This is a genomic window from Okeanomitos corallinicola TIOX110, from assembly GCF_038050375.1.
GTDB classification, from domain to species: domain Bacteria; phylum Cyanobacteriota; class Cyanobacteriia; order Cyanobacteriales; family Nostocaceae; genus Okeanomitos; species Okeanomitos corallinicola.
In genome coordinates, this window is the sequence record NZ_CP150886.1 from 609,162 (window position 1) to 625,947 (window position 16,786).

The window sequence follows — 16,786 nt, forward strand, 5'->3', positions numbered from 1 at the left end:
GCCAGAACCAGTCCGGTTTTTTAGTTATGTTTAATAACTAATCTATAACGCAAATAGCAGTCTGCCCAAATAATGTTTTTATTCCTGACTCCTACTGGCTTGAAAAACTATTTCCGCAAACCCTACTTAGGTTTTGCTGCTTGAGTAATAGGAATTTCAATTACAAACTCTGTTCCTTGCCCCAAGGTAGAGTGACAATATAAATTACCTTTATGTTTATCTACTATAATTTGGTAACTAATAGAAAGCCCTAATCCTGTACCTTTACCTACATCTTTCGTGGTAAAAAATGGGTCAAACAATTTGGTAAGAATTTCTGGAGGTATTCCTGATCCATTATCGGCAATACGGATAGCTAATCGAGAATTATTGATCATTTTAGTAGTAATTCTAATTTCTCTTGGTTTAGTAATGAGCTTCACTTCTTCTAAAGCATCAATAGCATTACTAAAAATATTCATAAATACTTGATTCATTTGACCTGGATAGCATTTAATGAGTGGGATATTTCCGTAATCTCTAATTACTGATACTGCTGGATGATTTGGCTGGGCTTTGAGGCGATTTTGCAAAATCATTAAGGTGCTATCTATGCCTTCGTGAATGTTAACTTCTTTGACTTCTGCTTCATCTAAACGGGAGAAGTTACGCAATGATAAGACAATTTCTCTAATTCTGTCTGTACCTACACGCATCGAGTTAAGCAGTTTCACTAAATCTTCTTTCAAAAATTCTAATTCTACATCTAAGATTTTTTCTTGAATTTCTTCTGGTGGTTCTGGGAAGTATCTTTGATATAAGTTTAATACACTTAATAAGTCTTCTACATATTCGTAGGCTGGAAATAGATTACCGTGAATAAAGTTAACAGGATTATTAATTTCATGGGCAATACCAGCTACCATATTCCCTAAAGATGACATCTTTTCACTATGGATAAGTTGAGTTTGTGTCCGCTTTAAATCTCTGAGAGCATTTTTCAGGTTTTCGGCTTGTTCTTGTAATAATATTTCTGATTTTTTGCGTTCTGTGATGTCTGTAGCTACACCTAAAATTTCCTTACCTTTTCCATTTTCGTGACGATTAAAAACTGTATCTCGACTGTATAACCAGCACCATTCACCATTGGCTTTTCTGATCCGGTATTCAACTTGTAGGGTTTCTCCATCGGCAGAATTCATACACCTCTGCCAATGTGCTTGCATTTTTTCTACATCTTCTGGATGGCTGATTGTGGGAATTAAATTGACTCCCATACTTTTGATCTCTGAGAGGGAGTATCCTAATAAGTTAGTAATTTCTCGGTTAGCGTAAATGTTGCGTTTTTCTTCTAAATCAAGAATATAAATAATATTAGGGGAGAAGTTAGCAATACGTTCAATAAAATCCTGGCTATCTTGCAGCGCAGCTTCGGCTTTTTTTCGCTCAGTAATATCTATAGTAGTTCCTATAATTCGATAGATATTTCCGTCATTATCTTTGATTGGGTGAAGTGTGGTTAGCCACCAATTCGGTTGATTCTTAATAGTAAGATTTTCTTCATAAGTAATCGCTTTACCTAATTTTATACAACTTTTATAGCGGTTAATTACTTTTTGACCTTCTATTTCCCCATGTACATATCTTGGTGATTTACCTATTAAATCTTTTTCATTTATTCCTGTAACTTTTTCGGCAGTTCGATTCATTCCTACATAGGAAAAATCATCTTCGCCCATAGTATCAAGTACAAATATAATTTGAGTAATACCTTCATAAATACTACGCAGAAATTCTTCTTTTTCTTGTAATTTTGATTCGGCTTGTTTGAGTTTAGTAATTTCAAATAAACAACCATACCAGACTATATTACCATTATTCTGTACTTCTGGTTTGGCTATGGCTTTGACCCATTTTTTGATATGAGAAGTAGTTTTAATTCTCCATTCAGCTTCATAGTTATCTAAGGTTTGGGCAGATTGAAATATTCTATCTTTTATCTCTGGTATATCTTGGGGATGAATATAATTAAATACTAATAATCCATCTTGTTGGATTTCTTCTGGAGTTAATTCTAAAAGTTCTCGACATCCTGAAGAGACGTAGTTAAAGGACATTTCTTCATCAGGTGATAAACAGAATTCATACATCATTCCTGGTACATTGTCAGCTAATCTCTGTAGTCTAGCTTCACTTTTACGCCAGGCAGTTGTTCTTTCTTCTACTTTATGTTCTAATTCTTCGTTGAGTTTTTTCAGTGCAGCTTCGGCTGTTTTTCTGGCTGTAATATCTAATAAAACACCACAAAAAATAATCTCACCTTTTTCATTTGTGGTTGGGGTTGAGTCTCCTTGCCACCATGTAATTTCTCCATTGGGTTTGATGAGTCTTCCTTCATAATGCCAAGGGGTAGAATTTTGAATGGCTGCAATTACAGAGTTTAAATAATTATTAAAATCTTCTGGATGAACAAGGGAAATAAATTTATGAAAATCTGCTATCATTTCATTAGCGGTAATTCCAGCTAGTTCCCAGATAAAATCGCTGATATAATCTACAGCCCAAACATTATTGCGGTTGGTAAATTGAAAAATTGCCCCCGGCAGATTTGTGGCAATATCTCTTAACCGTTTTTCACTTTTTAATAGGGCTATTTCTGCCTGTTTACGTTTGGTAATTACTTCGGTGAACATGATCATGCCGCCGATTTCATTACTATCTTGATACCAAGGATGTATTTCCCATTTGATCCATTCTATTGTGCCATCGGTACGGTGAAAGCTATCTTCTTCACATTTTGCGAATTCACCTTTTAAACATTTTTGGTGAATTTCTGGCCAATGTTGGGGTATTTCTGGAAAAATTTCATAGTGACTACGACCAATAATTTCTTGATCTTTTAAACCATAATCTTCTCGCCAACGACGGTTTGCTGATAAATAGCACATCTGAAGATCAAATATGGCGATCGCTGCGGGGATATATTCTAAAAATAAACTCATCTGCTTGTGATCATACCCAACAGGAGCAGATAACTTATTTTGCTTCAAGCTGCTGACTGCTTGACGAAGTTCCAGAAGTTCCTGTTGTAGAGATTCGTAAGTGTTTCTGTCTACAGTGATATAATCACCATTCATAATTATTTCAGCTAATAGATGAGTAAAATTTTGAGCGATCGCACTACTAAAAAATCAAAACACGGTCTATTGTATCGTTTTTTAATGGACTAAGATATTAATTTTAACATGATTTTTTCTAGATAAAGATAAGTCTACATAATTAATCTTTTGATAGATTGTAAAAAACCATAAATATTGTATAGTTATATAAAGTAATACATAAGTTGTTTTCTGACCTCATGCTAGGTGAGTAATTTCCAAATTGACTGGATACCTTTGTAGATAGAGTTTTAGTTATTCCTTCTTGATAATTCATATTGCTTATGACTTTACCTAAACCAGAAACTGATTTAGAAAAAATTCCTCCGTCATCTTCAAAGCCACCTACTCAAGCCAAACGGTGGCTTCGCTTATTATTAGCTACACTACTAATCCTTGGTGGTGGTACAGCCATTACTTGGCGTTTGCTTACAACTAAAAATCCAGAACCTGCTGCCAATCCGCAACCGGCTGGGGTGAAAGTAAAATTATCTACAGCACAGACAGGTACAATTGAGGATAGTGCAGAATACATTGCTACTTTAGAGTCTAGGCGTTCTGTTAATCTCCAACCAAGAGTTCAAGGTCAAATTTCCCAAATATATGTGACATCAGGAGATCCAGTAGCTGCGGGTGCGGCCATCATGCAAATAGACTCAAGACAGCAACAAGCTACTGTTAATAGTTTATCTGCGGCTTCACAAGTAGCAAAAGCACAATTAGATAATGCCCGTGCGACCCTGCAATCTTTAGAAGCAGAAAGATTAGGTAAAGTTGCTGATGTCAAGTTAAACCAGCAAGAATATGAACGTTATTCGCAACTAGTTGCTCAAGGTGCTGTATCTCGACAAACTCAAGAGTTATATGCTAACAGATTAGCCACAGCTAAATCTGAACTGAGCGCAATAAACTCTCGTATTCAAGCCCAAAAAGCTACTATTTCCCAGACAGAAAAATCTTTAGAACAAGCCGATGCTAACATCAGACAACAACAAGTTCAGCTTCAGTATTACAAAATTACTGCCCCTTTTAATGGAACTGTAGGTAATATTCCGGTGAAAGTAGGAGATGTCGTAAATATTGCCACACCACTAGCTACCATCACCCAAAACAGACCTTTAGAGGTTAATATTCCTGTACCATTAGAAAGAGGTCCTCAATTACGTCAGGGATTACCAGTAGAATTAATTAATGCCCAGGGTAAAACTTTAACTACCAGCAGAGTATTTTTTATCTCTCCCAATATCAATAATAATTCCCAGTCAATTCTAATCAAAGCACTATACAACAACTCTAATGGTGAGTTAAGAGCAGATCAGCAAATTCGCGCTAGAGTGATTTGGAGTGAGCGAGAAGGGGTGTTAATTCCTACTAGCGCAGTATCGCAAATAGCCGGGGAAAATTTTATATTTTTAGCCCAAACCGCAACATCTCCAGAGGGTAATTCTCAATTAATAGCTAAACAGAAAAGAGTGCAATTAGGGGATATTAAAGAAAATAATTACCAAGTCAAAGAAGGGTTAAAAGGAGATGAAAAAATAGTTGTTTCCGGTATTCAAAATCTCAGAGATGGAGTACCAATAATTCCTGAAAATTAGTCATTAGTTATTAGTCATTAGTTGTTAGTCATTACCAAAATTTATGTTTGCTGATTTTTTTATTAAGCGGCCTGTATTTACCACTGTTTGTGCCATCATCGTTTTTTTGCTAGGATCAATTAGTATTCCTACCTTACCTACAGCCCAATATCCAGAAATTAGTCCTACTCAAATTATTGTTACTTCTAACTACATTGGTGCTAGTGCAGAAGTTGTAGAAAGCACCGTTACCTCTATTTTAGAACGACAAATTAATGGTGTAGAAGGCATTAAATATATCACTTCCAGTAGCAGTAATGATGGAACTAGCACTATTACAGTCACATTTGATGCTGACAAAGATAAAGATATTGCTGCTGTTGATGTTTTAAACCGGGTTTCCTTAGCTGAACCACAGTTACCAGATGCTGTTAAACAAACAGGAGTTACTGTTAGTAAACAGTCTAATAATATTTTGTTAGGGATGGGTTTGTATAGCGAGAATCAAGAATTTGATAATATATTTTTAAGTAATTACGCTGATTTATACGTTGCTGAAGCTTTAAAACGTCTCCCTGGTGTCAACGAAGCGCGAATTTTTGGGGAACGTCGTTATGCGATGCGGTTATGGCTTGACCCGAATAAACTAGCTACTAGAAAATTGACAACCAGCGATGTCATTAATGCTTTAAATGAGCAAAATTTACAGGTAGGTGCAGGACAAATTGGACAAGAACCAGCCCCAACAGGTCAAATGTTTCAAATTGATTTAAGGGCTATTAGTAGACTGACCAAACCAGAGGAATTTGAGGAATTAGTCATTAAAACTGCCGATGATGGTAGTTTGATTAAATTAAAAGATGTAGGTAGAGCAGAACTTGGCGCTCAAAATTATAGTTCTTTTTTGAGATTTAAAGCTCAAGATGGAGTAGGTATTGGGATATTTCCCACACCGGGAAGTAATGTTTTAAATGTTGCGAGGGCGGTTAAAAAAGAGATGGCAAGACTGTCTCAAAGTTTTCCACCGGGGATAAAATATGAAGTTGCCTTTGATACGACAACTATTATCGAAGGCTCTTTATCTGAAGTAATTAAAACATTATTATTGGCGATTTCCCTAGTTGTTTTAGTAATCTTTATTTTCCTTCAAGATTGGCGCACTACGTTAATTCCTGTCATCACAATTCCCCTAGCATTAATTGGTACTTTCGGTTTTATCAAAGTCTTTAACTTTTCCATTAACACACTAACCATGTTTGGCTTAACCTTAGCCACAGGGATGGTAGTTGATGATGCAATCATTGTAGTTGAAAACATTTCCCGTTTAATTCAAGAAGAAAAACTTCCTCCCCAAAAAGCTGCATCAGTAGCAATGGAGGAATTATCAGGAGCGGTAATTGCAACTTCCTTAGTATTAATGGCGGTGTTTGTCCCTGTAGCTTTCTTCCCTGGTTCAACGGGGAATATTTATAAACAATTTGCCTTAACTATTGCTTTTTCTATTACTATTTCTACATTTTTAGCTCTGACTCTCACACCTTCTCTATCTGCTTTTTTATTGCGTCCAACACCTCCTCCTCGTGGTATTTTTGGCTTGTTTTTTGGTATTATAAACGGCTTTTTGGCAGCCATGCAGCGAGGATATCGCAAATTTTTGGTTTTCTTAACAAGAATCAAGGCTATTGTTTTAGTAATATTTATTGTCTTAATTGGGTTTACAGGTTGGATTTATTTAAACGTTCCTACATCATTTCTTCCTGATGAAGACCAAGGTTACTTTATCACCATTGTTCAAGCACCTGAAGGTTCTTCTCTGCAATATACGAGTAACGTTATGAGTAAGGTAGAAACAGAAATTTTAAAATTACCAGAAATTGTTGGAACTTTTGCTATTGGTGGCTTTAGTTTTAGTGGTAATACTGCTAATAGTGGCGTAATTTTCAGTACCCTAAAATCCTGGGATGAAAGGACACAACCTCATCAAGCTGTACAAGCTATTATTGGTCAATTAATGGGCAAGTTTTCTAACATTACAGAAGCGAGTGTATTTGCCGTTAACCCCCCAGCAATTCGTGGTTTAGGTAGTTTTAGTGGTTTCCAATTTCAGTTGCAAGATATAGCAGGAACAAATAGTTTAAATGATATGTTGGCTGTTGTTGGTCAATTTATGATGCAGGGAAATCAAACCCCAGGATTACAAGCTGTGTTTAGCACTTTTAAAGCCAACACACCACAAATTATTGTCGAAGTAGATAGAAATAAAGCCAAATCTTTACAAGTTTCTGTAGATGATGTTTTCAGAACTATCCAAACTTATATAGGTTCAAGATATGTGAATGATTTTAATTTTCTCTCCCGTACTTATCGGGTATATGTACAAGCAGAATCTCAATTTCGCTCTAATCCCAATGATATTAATTCCTTGTACGTGAGGTCAGAAAATAATCAAATGATTCCTTTGAGTAGTTTGGTAAAACTAACTTCTACAACCGGACCACAAACTATTAACCATTACAACTTATTCCGTTCCATTGAAATTAATGGTTCTCCTGCACCGGGTTTTAGTTCAGGACAAGCAACCGCAGCAATGGAACAATTAGCTAAACAGATTTTACCCACAGGTATGGGTTATGAATGGTCGGGTATTGTTGCGGAGGAAAAAGAGTCAGGTGGACAAGCACCGTTAATTTTTGGTTTGGGTTTGGTGTTTGTGTTTTTGGTATTAGCTGCTCAATATGAAAATTATGTTGACCCTTTGATTATTTTGCTTGCAGTTCCCTTAGCTATTATGGGTGCGTTAGCATCTCAATCTTTACGGGGTTTAAGTAATGATGTATTTTGCCAAGTGGGGTTAGTCATGTTAATTGGTTTAGCTAGTAAAAATGCGATTTTAATTGTTGAGTTTGCTAACCAATTAAGAGACCAAGGTTTACCAATTACTAAAGCAGCGGTGGAAGCAGCACAAGGTCGTTTACGTCCGATTTTAATGACTGCTATTTCTACACTTTTAGGGATTTTTCCGTTGGTAATTGCTACGGGTGCTGGTGCGGGAAGTCGTCAATCTTTAGGTACTGCGGTGTTTGGAGGAATGTTTGTAGCGACTTTTTTAAGTTTGTTTATTGTGCCAATTTTGTATATTATTATTGGGAAGATTCGGCAGCGGTTACAACCTGTGAGTAAGTATTGATTTAGGATGGTGTTGGAATATTCTAAAAAAAGAGCCAATTAAGAATTAGTATGTCTATCAATTTAGTAGCTGAGACTCTCATACCACTTTCTGTTCAACAAAGAAAAGAACTTATTTTACATCATGCTTCATTACTTGATGCAAGTCATATTCCAGATATAGACCTACAGAAAGCATACAAATATGGAAAAATAATTTCTGCAATAGGAGAATCATATTTTAAATATCAAATATTAATAGATAATCAAAATATATTTAGTCTTAATTTAGAAAATCAATCTCAGTTAATCACTAATAAAACTGATAAATTTGCAGATGGTTTTATTAAATGGTTAAAAGCAGATTTTGATAAGAAAAATGCAATACTGGAGCATCATCCTAACCCGCGAAATCTCTTTGAACTTTGCGGAGTGAAACTACTTGTTACCAGTAATTCAGTGACAAGAAGCTTGAGTACAAAAATGGGACAACTCTGGGAAGAAATAGCTAATATTAGTCCTTATGTAATTGTACCTGAAGTTGAATTTGGAATTGCAATTAAAGGAATAGATATTGTTATACTGACAACATCAAAAATTTACTTTGCACAGTTGAAAACTTTAAAAGGTACTTTGACGGGTTCACAATCAAATAGAGCTAAAAAAGAACTAGGTATTCATGATAACTCCTTATTTATATCTGCTTTTAATTTAGGAGGATGGACATTTAATGACGATAAAATTCAGCGAGTAGCTGGTAAGGAGTTTTGGGAAATGATTCGTATTGACTACGATTTAATAGAGAACAATGTTAGAAATATGTTGCAAAGAATTGACAAAGAGTTTGCAGATTTAGCAGCGAGTTAAATTCTAGACAGGAAATAAAGACAGTTGTTCAGCTACTGATTTTCCTATGGGTTGATTTCCTTGCATAACATTTAGCAAATATTCACCCAATTCTTGAGCAAGTAAGACTGGTACTGCATTACCGATTTGTTTATATTTAGAACTGATAGAACCATGAAAAATCCAATCATCAGGAAAAGTTTGAATCCTCGCAGACTCACGTACAGTTAAAGGACGAAGTTCTACAGGATGACACATATCTGTAGCTTTTTGATGGGGACAAGTTGTAATAGTTGGTGAAGGTTTTTCCCAAGATAATCTTCTATAAAATCCTACTTTCCCACCACCAGAATTATAAGCACCACCCATTGCTTCTTGTTTTAATTCTTCTGGTAAATATCGCCAATTTTGTCCTGCTGTTAATAATTTTAAAAACTTTAAACGATTTTCGGAATAAGACATAAATTCTGGTTTATTATCAATCAAATCTATTAACCCATCTTTTAAAGTTCTCCATTTTGGTAAAATTTTACCATCTTTACTATATTTAGCTAAAGGAAAAGTTACATTTTCACCATCTCTAGAACCAATAAAAACTACACGCAATCTATTTTGAGGAACTCCATAATCTGCTGCTTCTAACAGGTTGTAAACTACGTTATAACCTAATTGTTTCATTTCTGTTAAAACAACTTGTAAAGCTGCACCAGCTATTTCATCAGGTTCTAAAGGTGGGTAATTTTTACCGCGTTGGTTTATTGGCCGATGACGTAGAGAAGCAGAAAGTAAACCTCTGACATTTTCCATCAAAAAAAATCGGGGTTGGACTTCTTTAACAACTCGGATAAAGTCCATAAATAAACTACCACGCGGGTCCATAACAGAACCACGTTTTCCTGCGGTACTAAATGGTTGACAAGGAGGACCACCGGTTACTAAGTCTACCTCACCTGGAAGTAAAGCACGTCCTAATTTTAAAACTCTTCCACCTTCTTCTAGTAATTGTTGAGAACTGACTTTTTCTATTTCTCTAGAAACAGCACTTTCTTGGAGATAGGGACGGTTTATAGCAATAGTTTTGACTGCATCTTTATCTTTTTCGACAACAGAAATAGTTTTAAATCCTGCTTTTTCTAAGCCTAAATCTAAACCATAAGCACCTGTAAACAGGGAGATAGAGATAGGTTGATTATTGATCATTATTGTTGTTATAAATTATTTATATACTGAATATATCATATTGTTTAATATACTGTAATTAGTAAATATTTATTTTAGGCATATATTATTTAACAAGGATTTCGCCAAATGATAAACTACAGGAATAGATACAGCATTACCGAATTGATGCTTTGCCTTAGATTGATTATCTGCTATCTGGAAACCTTCTGGAAATCCTTGTAATATTGCGTAATCCTTTGCAGTTAATGGTTTATATTTTTGGTGAAAATATATTTCTTGAATAAACTTTTGTTTATATATTTCGGGTTCATCACATTCTATAGATATAGTTGCTAAATAATCTCGCGTTCCCGTTGCTGTTAATGTACCAATAGCATCAGCGTGAGGTAAATAGATTTTAGAAATTCCGTTAATTCCTGATGATATTTTAGAATTTACAAACTCATAACCTTTATCTTCTACAAAACGTAAAATAGATTTTTCCACTAAAGTCTCAATTTCTTCAATTTTCAAATCTGTAATTAAGGATTCTAGAGCATTAAAATTTAAAGGATTACCATCTTTATTACCATAAATTTTCTTACGACGATTTTTTAAAACAGTTTGACAAATTAGCTTTTCTCTTTCAGTGGTTTCTATTAAATCCCAAGAATGAATTGTAGTATGTCCATTTCTAACGTCTGAGAATAAAAAGAAATCATTTAATTCATCTATTTTTTTAAATCTTCCTCTAGAAGCAGGAATTTTACCATCTGTAAATAATACTTCTGTAGGAAACTTTCTTTTAGAAAAATGACTAATTTCAATATCAGGAATTACATCATACAATTTCAAATGTTCGTTAACAGGTTTTGGAAAGGTAAAACCCCAACAATTATTTATATCCTTTCTAATACCAATAATAAAAACTCTATCTCTATCTTGAGGTAGACCAAAATCTTAAGAATTAAGAACCTGATATTTAACCATATAACCAGAAGATATTAAATTATCGAGTATATACTCTAAACTTTCTCTATTTCTCGGTTCAGTTAAACCTTTCACATTTTCAAATATAAAGGCTTTTGGCCGATTAGATTTTACAACTCTAAAAACATCAATCCATAATTGACCTCTAGGGTCATCTAATCCTTTTAACTTACCTGCTATTGACCAAGGTTGACAAGGAACTCCACCGACAATAATATCTATTTTAAAAGGTAATTGATTTAAATTAGTAATATCTCCTAAATATGCTTCATTCGGATTATTATTATTATGAATAAAATTATTTTTATAAACTTTGATAGCATCTTTATCAATTTCTGAATAACCTAAGCAAATTCCCCCTAACTGTTCAAGAGGTATTCTAAAACCACCGATACCGGAAAATAGGTCAACAAAAGTAAATTTTGTTGTTGTTTTTATACTGGTTGTCGGTTGTAATAATTGAAATAGTTCTAATTGTTGAGCATTAATACAAGATTTCATATTATTCAAATAAGCAAGATTATCTGGGAATATATTGTGATTTTATCAAAAAATCAAGATAGTTTTCAGTTATCGCTTTTCCTAATATCAATTTAATTTTACTGTTGTAATCATAAGTGATATAATCAATACGAATAATGCTTAAATTCTGTTGTGATTTTTAATGAATAAAACATGGAAAAAGTTTTAAAAGTTATTAATGATGTAATTACTAATCCTCCTATTCCCCATGAACCATACAAACAGTCTTTGAAAAATTGGGCAATGTATTGTTTACGAGATAGAGGTTTTATTGTAGTTTATGCCCAAAATTATGATTTTGCTGTGGAAGTAAAAGGAGGTGGAAAGCTATATTTCAATGTGACTAATAATGCGGTTGATTTGGATGATAAAATTAATTGGATAGTTTGGGATAGTGTAGATAAAAAAGTTAATTTGATTCCGCAGATGTTATAAATTCAGTAGGTTGGGTTAAGCAACAGCGCAACCCAACTATTCATTTATTTTATTTCACAAATACCATAAAATGCTGTTGTGGTAATTTATTTTTTGTCTCTTGAAAATTTAAACCTACTGCTTTCATTTCTTTTTTGACTTGTTTTTGTGTCATTTTGTGCAACCGTTTAATCATAATAAAGGGATTTTCTCCCCGATATTCTACCAATACAACTTTTCCACCTGGTTTTAAAGATTTAACAATTTTTGTCATTACTTCTTGGGGATATGCTAATTCATGATAAGCATCAACCATAATTGCTAAATCTATACTTTCTTCTGGTAGGTTAGGGTTGGTTTCTGTGGCTAAAATTGGTTCAACATTATTGATGTTTTTCTCTTCTTTAAAATACCCAATTATTTCTAACATTTGTGGTTGAATATCAACTGCTAAAACTTTACCTTGGGTTAATAAAGGTGCTATTAAAAAACTTAAATAACCTGTACCAGCACCAATATCTGCAACTACATTATCGGGTTTTAAGTCTAACAGTTCAACTATTTGACTGGTTTTTTCTTCTGTTTCTCTGCTCGGCCTTTCTAACCATCCTGCACCTCTATAACCCATAACTTGAGCTATTTCTCGACCCATGTAGTATTTACCGATACCATCAGGACTGTGATTTTGTCGCTGTTCGTAAACGGATAATGCTGTACTGGGAAGGTTGGAAAAAGTTAGTAATATTCCCCAACTTAAACATAGGATTAGTATTAAATTATAAACGGTTCTAAAGAGCGATCGCACCATTTTCCTTCTATATATTCTGTTACTAAGGGTGTAATTACAAACTTAGCAGGAAATCCGGCTTTTACGTCTACCCGCACGCAGGAATAAGGTTTCTTCCTCTGAGAACCATGGCCACTACGTCCTACATACAACAAAGAATCAGCAACTTTACGAGGAGAATCAGGAAATGTTTCCATCAGTTCTGTTCCTTCTTTTCGTTGCCGACGGGGGCGACGACCACTGCCACCAGAAACTATATAATTAATGTGAGAATCAGCATATCCTGTATCCCCTGTCCGCAGATGTTCTAAGCAGTGTGCATGACCATTAAACACCAAATCTACCAACGGTCTACCTTCAGTAAGATTACCCAAAGCTGCTGCAACCTGTTCAAATACTGCTCTTAAACGATGACGCACTGCTAGGGTTTGTCCTTGATTCCACTTAGTGGCTTCTGTAACATAAGGTGGATGATGGAAAAATATTACCCTTCCCCGCACTTCTGAATTTTGCCAAGATGCAATTAACCGACTTCGCAACCATTCCAATTGTTCAAAATCAACATCTGCATTGGTGTGGGTTTCTAGTTGTTTTTGAATATCAATTTTAACTTCGTTAATTTGGTCTAATTTACCACCTAAATCTGCTAATTGTTCGGAATCTTCTGGATTTTCTGAGTTCAATTTTTCACATTCTGATAAAATTTGTAACTCCTCTTTTTCCAGTTTTTGACGACGTTTTAATAACTCCTGACGAATATCTCCCGCTTGATTTTCTGGTAAAGGTTCTGGGGTATTAAAAGTATTAGAATCTAAGGCAAAAAAGTCAATTTCACCATAATTAAAGGTATAATAACGATTAGGTAAGCGGGTAAATTTTCCTGGTTGATAACGCAAACATAAACCTGTATGACTTTTTCCGGTGTAGTGTTTATCTAAATGACGTTCCAACTCTCTGGGAGGAATAGCTGCTAAATAATCAATAAAAGCTCTTGTATAAGCATCACCTTGGTTTGAACCATGCCAACCAATCTCTATATCTTTGTAACGCAGCATCCGACGCAAAGGTAACGTCGAACCTGTAATTAAGCGATACAACCAAGGTACATCATAATAATCATGATTACCTAAAACTGGGAGAATTGGTAACTTAAAAACCATCTGATCATAAGCTATATCTTTGGTATTTTCTCCACCTACTAAACATTCCCGATAGGGTTCAATAAAATTCGCTGGATAATATTCACGAGAACCAACAACATAAATGACATCACCAGTGTGCAAAACAAAACGACAATCATCACTATGATTTAACATCATTTCTGCAACTTGACGTTGAGGATGAGAACCATAATGAGATTTAGTTCCCGAATCACCAATTACCATAAATGAAAAATCGGGATTTTCTTCCCTGCCATTATCATCTAAGATCATGGAGGTTTGGTCAATTTCTCGTTGCTTAATGCTAGGATGTAGCCATCGCACCCGCTGTTTCATTTTTTGAATTTTTACAGGAACTGATGGTTCAGAAATCAAGTTCATATCCGAAATTAGTTAATCTATAAGTTAATTCTAAACGAGTTAATCAATTTATAATTATCAAACATTCTATCTTATTTTGTAAATATTACTTATTCATCTGATATTTCTTGGATATCTGAAATTTAAACAAATTATAGCATCACCAGATGGTTATTTTTTTTGATAAATCTTTGGTATTAATTTCAAATTTTTGATTAGTTTTTGTGAATTGCTAGAGTAGATTTATGAGTAAGTTGGTATAATTTAAACTGAAAGTAAACTATCAGTGAGTTCCATAGTTTGATATAATGCCATAACATAATTCTGTGATTAGATCAACTCAATACTTTTGAGCAAAAATTCTGTAAATATTATATAGTGGCATAAAAGATAGTTATGTTAGAAGTCATTAGAGTAATTTTGTCATAGCCATCAGGTATTAGCTTTGCTTGTTAGTTTATTATATCTGTGTGTTTGCATAATATGAATAAAATGAATGAATCAATTATCACTCGGTTATTATCTCCTGAATTACAAAAAACCTATGACGCAGTAATTTTACCTTACGTTAAATGGGTTATTTTTGTCGTTTTATTGATAATATTTGATTTAATTCTCCTAATTTCCTTACAAAAAAGTTGGCTCAGATACATCGAAATTCCTCTGGGCTTATCAATAGCTGTTATCATGGGGATGCTAACCTACAAAATCTTTGATCAGTGTTTTAATTATTATTTACTACAGTCAGCTATCAAGCAGAAGGTTAACGGTGAAATATTAGTAGTTTCTAGTATTTTAGCCAAAGGTTTAATTGCTATAATTATTTTTTGTATCTTTGCTCAGGTACATCAAATAAATCTCATTGGTGTCTTTACCAGTTTCGGATTAGGGGGAATTGCTTTTGCTTTTGCTGCTCAACAAACCCTACAACAAATATTAGGTGGAATTGTACTTTATATTGATAGACCTTTTGTAGTTGATGATTATATCGGTTTAGCAGATGGAACTTTTGGCAGAGTAGAATCAATTGGTTTGCGTTCTACAAAAATTCGTAATTCTGGCAAAGGTACTTTAACTGTAGTTCCTAACGATTCTTTGATTAAATTAAATATTGAAAACTTTACCGGAGGAAGAAAAGTTGTTTCTTTGATTTATTTGAAATTTGAAGAAAAAATCAATGAAAATGAAAGAGCTTTAATTAGACAAGTTATTTTAGAAAGTACAAAAGACTTATTTGGGATTGATTCTCGAAACACAGAAGTAGTATTTAAAGATATCCTACAAGCAGATAAAGATACATTCAAAACTCAAGCACAAATTAGCTTTTTTATTCTTGGTACTGGTGATGTGGGTATGGATATCCGTCATCAACTATTAGATATGGCTAAACAAAATATCACCACACAACTACAAGGATTTGGAATTAATTTTGATATTGCTGATGAACCAGTAAATATTCAAGCACCTATCACCATTTAATGTTTTTAAAGTTGAGTGAATTTAATAAGTATGCAGATTTTAGTTAATCTTCAAAATTTGTTACCAGTTAATACAGATTTAAAGAGCTTTCTGACATCATTAGGCATTAATTTGGGAGTTTTTGGCTTCTTTTTACTTCTATCTCTGTTAGCTGGTAAATATACTCCCGGTCTATTAACATTTATTGTTCATAGATTTACACCCAAACCAATAGCTAAGATATACCAAGGTTTAATAGATCCCTTAGAAAGTTTCTTAAAAGTAACAGGAACTCTAGTTCTTGTATCTGTATCTTGGACGTTAATGCAGCAGTATGAGCGACTGTATCAGTTCCTAAAATTTTTCCTAGATTTAGCTGTAATTTGCAGTTTTGCTGCTTTAGCATCTCAGTTATTTCGTCAAGTTATCCGGGTTTATGGAATTGATTTAATTCGCAAATTGGGTTTAGAAGTTGATGAGTTACTATTAGTTGTAGAAACAGTTGCTAATGTTGCTATTGGCTTAATTGCAGCCATAGCTTTTGCTCAAAGTCAAAATGTAAATTTACTTGGTTTAGTTGCAGGTTTAGGTATTGGTGGTATCGCTGTTGCTTTTGCTGCTCAAAGTACCTTAGAACAGATTTTTGGAACTTTTGTTTTATATTTAGATCGTCCTTTTGTAGCTGGTGAATATATTCGTGTTAATTTAAGTTCCCAAGGGATATTATTTGCGCGTGTAGAATCAATTGGTTTACGTTCTACAAAGTTAAGAATAGCTGCTAAAAGTACCTTGGTAATTGTTCCTAACTCAGTCATGGCAAAAGTAGATATTGAAAATATTACTAGAGGTAAAAAATTAATGGTCTTGCTGTATCTTGACTTTGCCAGAATTCTAGAGAAAACAGAAGAAGCATTAGTAGAAAAGGTAATCAAGGAAAGTACCATTACTTTATTTGGAATTGACCCTAACAGTACAAAAATTAACTTAATTCCTCAAGATGATCAAGCAGGAGTTCGTGCTAGGGTAAGTTTCTTTATTTTAGGTTCTCATGAAAACTCTATTGATTTCCGTAAGCGGTTACTAGAATTAGCTAATGAAGGTATTTCTAAAAAGCTGCTGAGTTACGGTATAGAATTCACAATGCAAGAACCAACTCTTTATGTCGAGTCACCGATGACAATCTAAGTTTTTAGAGTTTCTATTGAGAGA

Annotated in this window: 10 protein-coding genes and 1 pseudogene; 6 read left to right on the top strand and 5 right to left on the bottom strand. The window is 34.0% G+C overall.

Annotated elements, in window-relative coordinates; translation table 11 throughout:
- Positions 1-122: 122 nt before the first annotated feature.
- Positions 123-3,116 carry a PAS domain S-box protein gene (locus WJM97_RS02545; protein ID WP_353931490.1) on the bottom strand — a complete coding sequence of 998 codons (2,994 nt, stop codon included), beginning with the start codon at positions 3,114-3,116 and terminating at the stop codon, positions 123-125.
- 305 nt (positions 3,117-3,421) lie between these two features.
- Here WJM97_RS02545 and WJM97_RS02550 point away from each other — a divergent pair, with 305 nt between their 5' ends.
- Genes WJM97_RS02550 through WJM97_RS02560 form a run of 3 tightly spaced genes read left to right on the top strand, consistent with a single transcriptional unit; the run spans position 3,422 to position 8,746 of the window.
- A complete protein-coding gene (locus tag WJM97_RS02550) occupies positions 3,422-4,735 on the top strand; it encodes an efflux RND transporter periplasmic adaptor subunit (RefSeq protein WP_353931491.1) in 1,314 nt (437 codons plus the stop codon).
- A 43-nt stretch (positions 4,736-4,778) separates the two neighbouring features.
- The gene (locus WJM97_RS02555; protein ID WP_353931492.1) at positions 4,779-7,901 is read left to right on the top strand and encodes an efflux RND transporter permease subunit; all 3,123 of its coding nucleotides are present in this window, start codon (positions 4,779-4,781) and stop codon (positions 7,899-7,901) included.
- Between the two features lie 50 nt (positions 7,902-7,951).
- Positions 7,952-8,746, top strand: coding sequence for a hypothetical protein (locus WJM97_RS02560; protein WP_353931493.1), 795 nt, complete (start codon positions 7,952-7,954; stop codon positions 8,744-8,746).
- Between the two features lie 3 nt (positions 8,747-8,749).
- Here the strand turns inward: WJM97_RS02560 and WJM97_RS02565 are convergent, their stop codons facing one another.
- Entirely contained in the window at positions 8,750-9,925 is a 1,176-nt protein-coding gene (locus WJM97_RS02565; RefSeq protein ID WP_353931494.1) for a DNA cytosine methyltransferase, read from the bottom strand.
- Between the two features lie 69 nt (positions 9,926-9,994).
- Positions 9,995-11,377: pseudogene (gene dcm / locus WJM97_RS02570) on the bottom strand (DNA (cytosine-5-)-methyltransferase).
- A gap of 174 nt (positions 11,378-11,551) precedes the next feature.
- Between dcm and WJM97_RS02575 the strand changes: the two are divergent.
- Complete coding sequence (locus WJM97_RS02575; protein WP_353931495.1) at positions 11,552-11,833, top strand: hypothetical protein; 282 nt, start codon at positions 11,552-11,554, stop codon at positions 11,831-11,833.
- A 49-nt stretch (positions 11,834-11,882) separates the two neighbouring features.
- Here WJM97_RS02575 and WJM97_RS02580 read toward each other — a convergent pair whose 3' ends face one another.
- Together WJM97_RS02580 and WJM97_RS02585 are read right to left on the bottom strand one after the other, a co-directional pair.
- Positions 11,883-12,620 carry a class I SAM-dependent methyltransferase gene (locus tag WJM97_RS02580; RefSeq protein ID WP_353931496.1) on the bottom strand — a complete coding sequence of 246 codons (738 nt, stop codon included), beginning with the start codon at positions 12,618-12,620 and terminating at the stop codon, positions 11,883-11,885.
- Positions 12,584-14,140 (bottom strand): metallophosphoesterase, encoded by a 1,557-nt coding sequence (locus WJM97_RS02585; protein ID WP_353931497.1) that lies wholly within the window; start codon positions 14,138-14,140, stop codon positions 12,584-12,586. The genes WJM97_RS02580 and WJM97_RS02585 overlap by 37 nt, the downstream gene beginning before the upstream one ends.
- 471 nt (positions 14,141-14,611) lie before the next feature.
- Between WJM97_RS02585 and WJM97_RS02590 the strand changes: the two genes are divergently transcribed.
- The gene (locus tag WJM97_RS02590; protein ID WP_353931498.1) at positions 14,612-15,598 is read left to right on the top strand and encodes a mechanosensitive ion channel domain-containing protein; all 987 of its coding nucleotides are present in this window, start codon (positions 14,612-14,614) and stop codon (positions 15,596-15,598) included.
- 30 nt (positions 15,599-15,628) lie between these two features.
- The gene (locus tag WJM97_RS02595) at positions 15,629-16,762 is read left to right on the top strand and encodes a mechanosensitive ion channel domain-containing protein (RefSeq protein WP_353931499.1); all 1,134 of its coding nucleotides are present in this window, start codon (positions 15,629-15,631) and stop codon (positions 16,760-16,762) included.
- Positions 16,763-16,786: the final 24 nt, after the last annotated feature.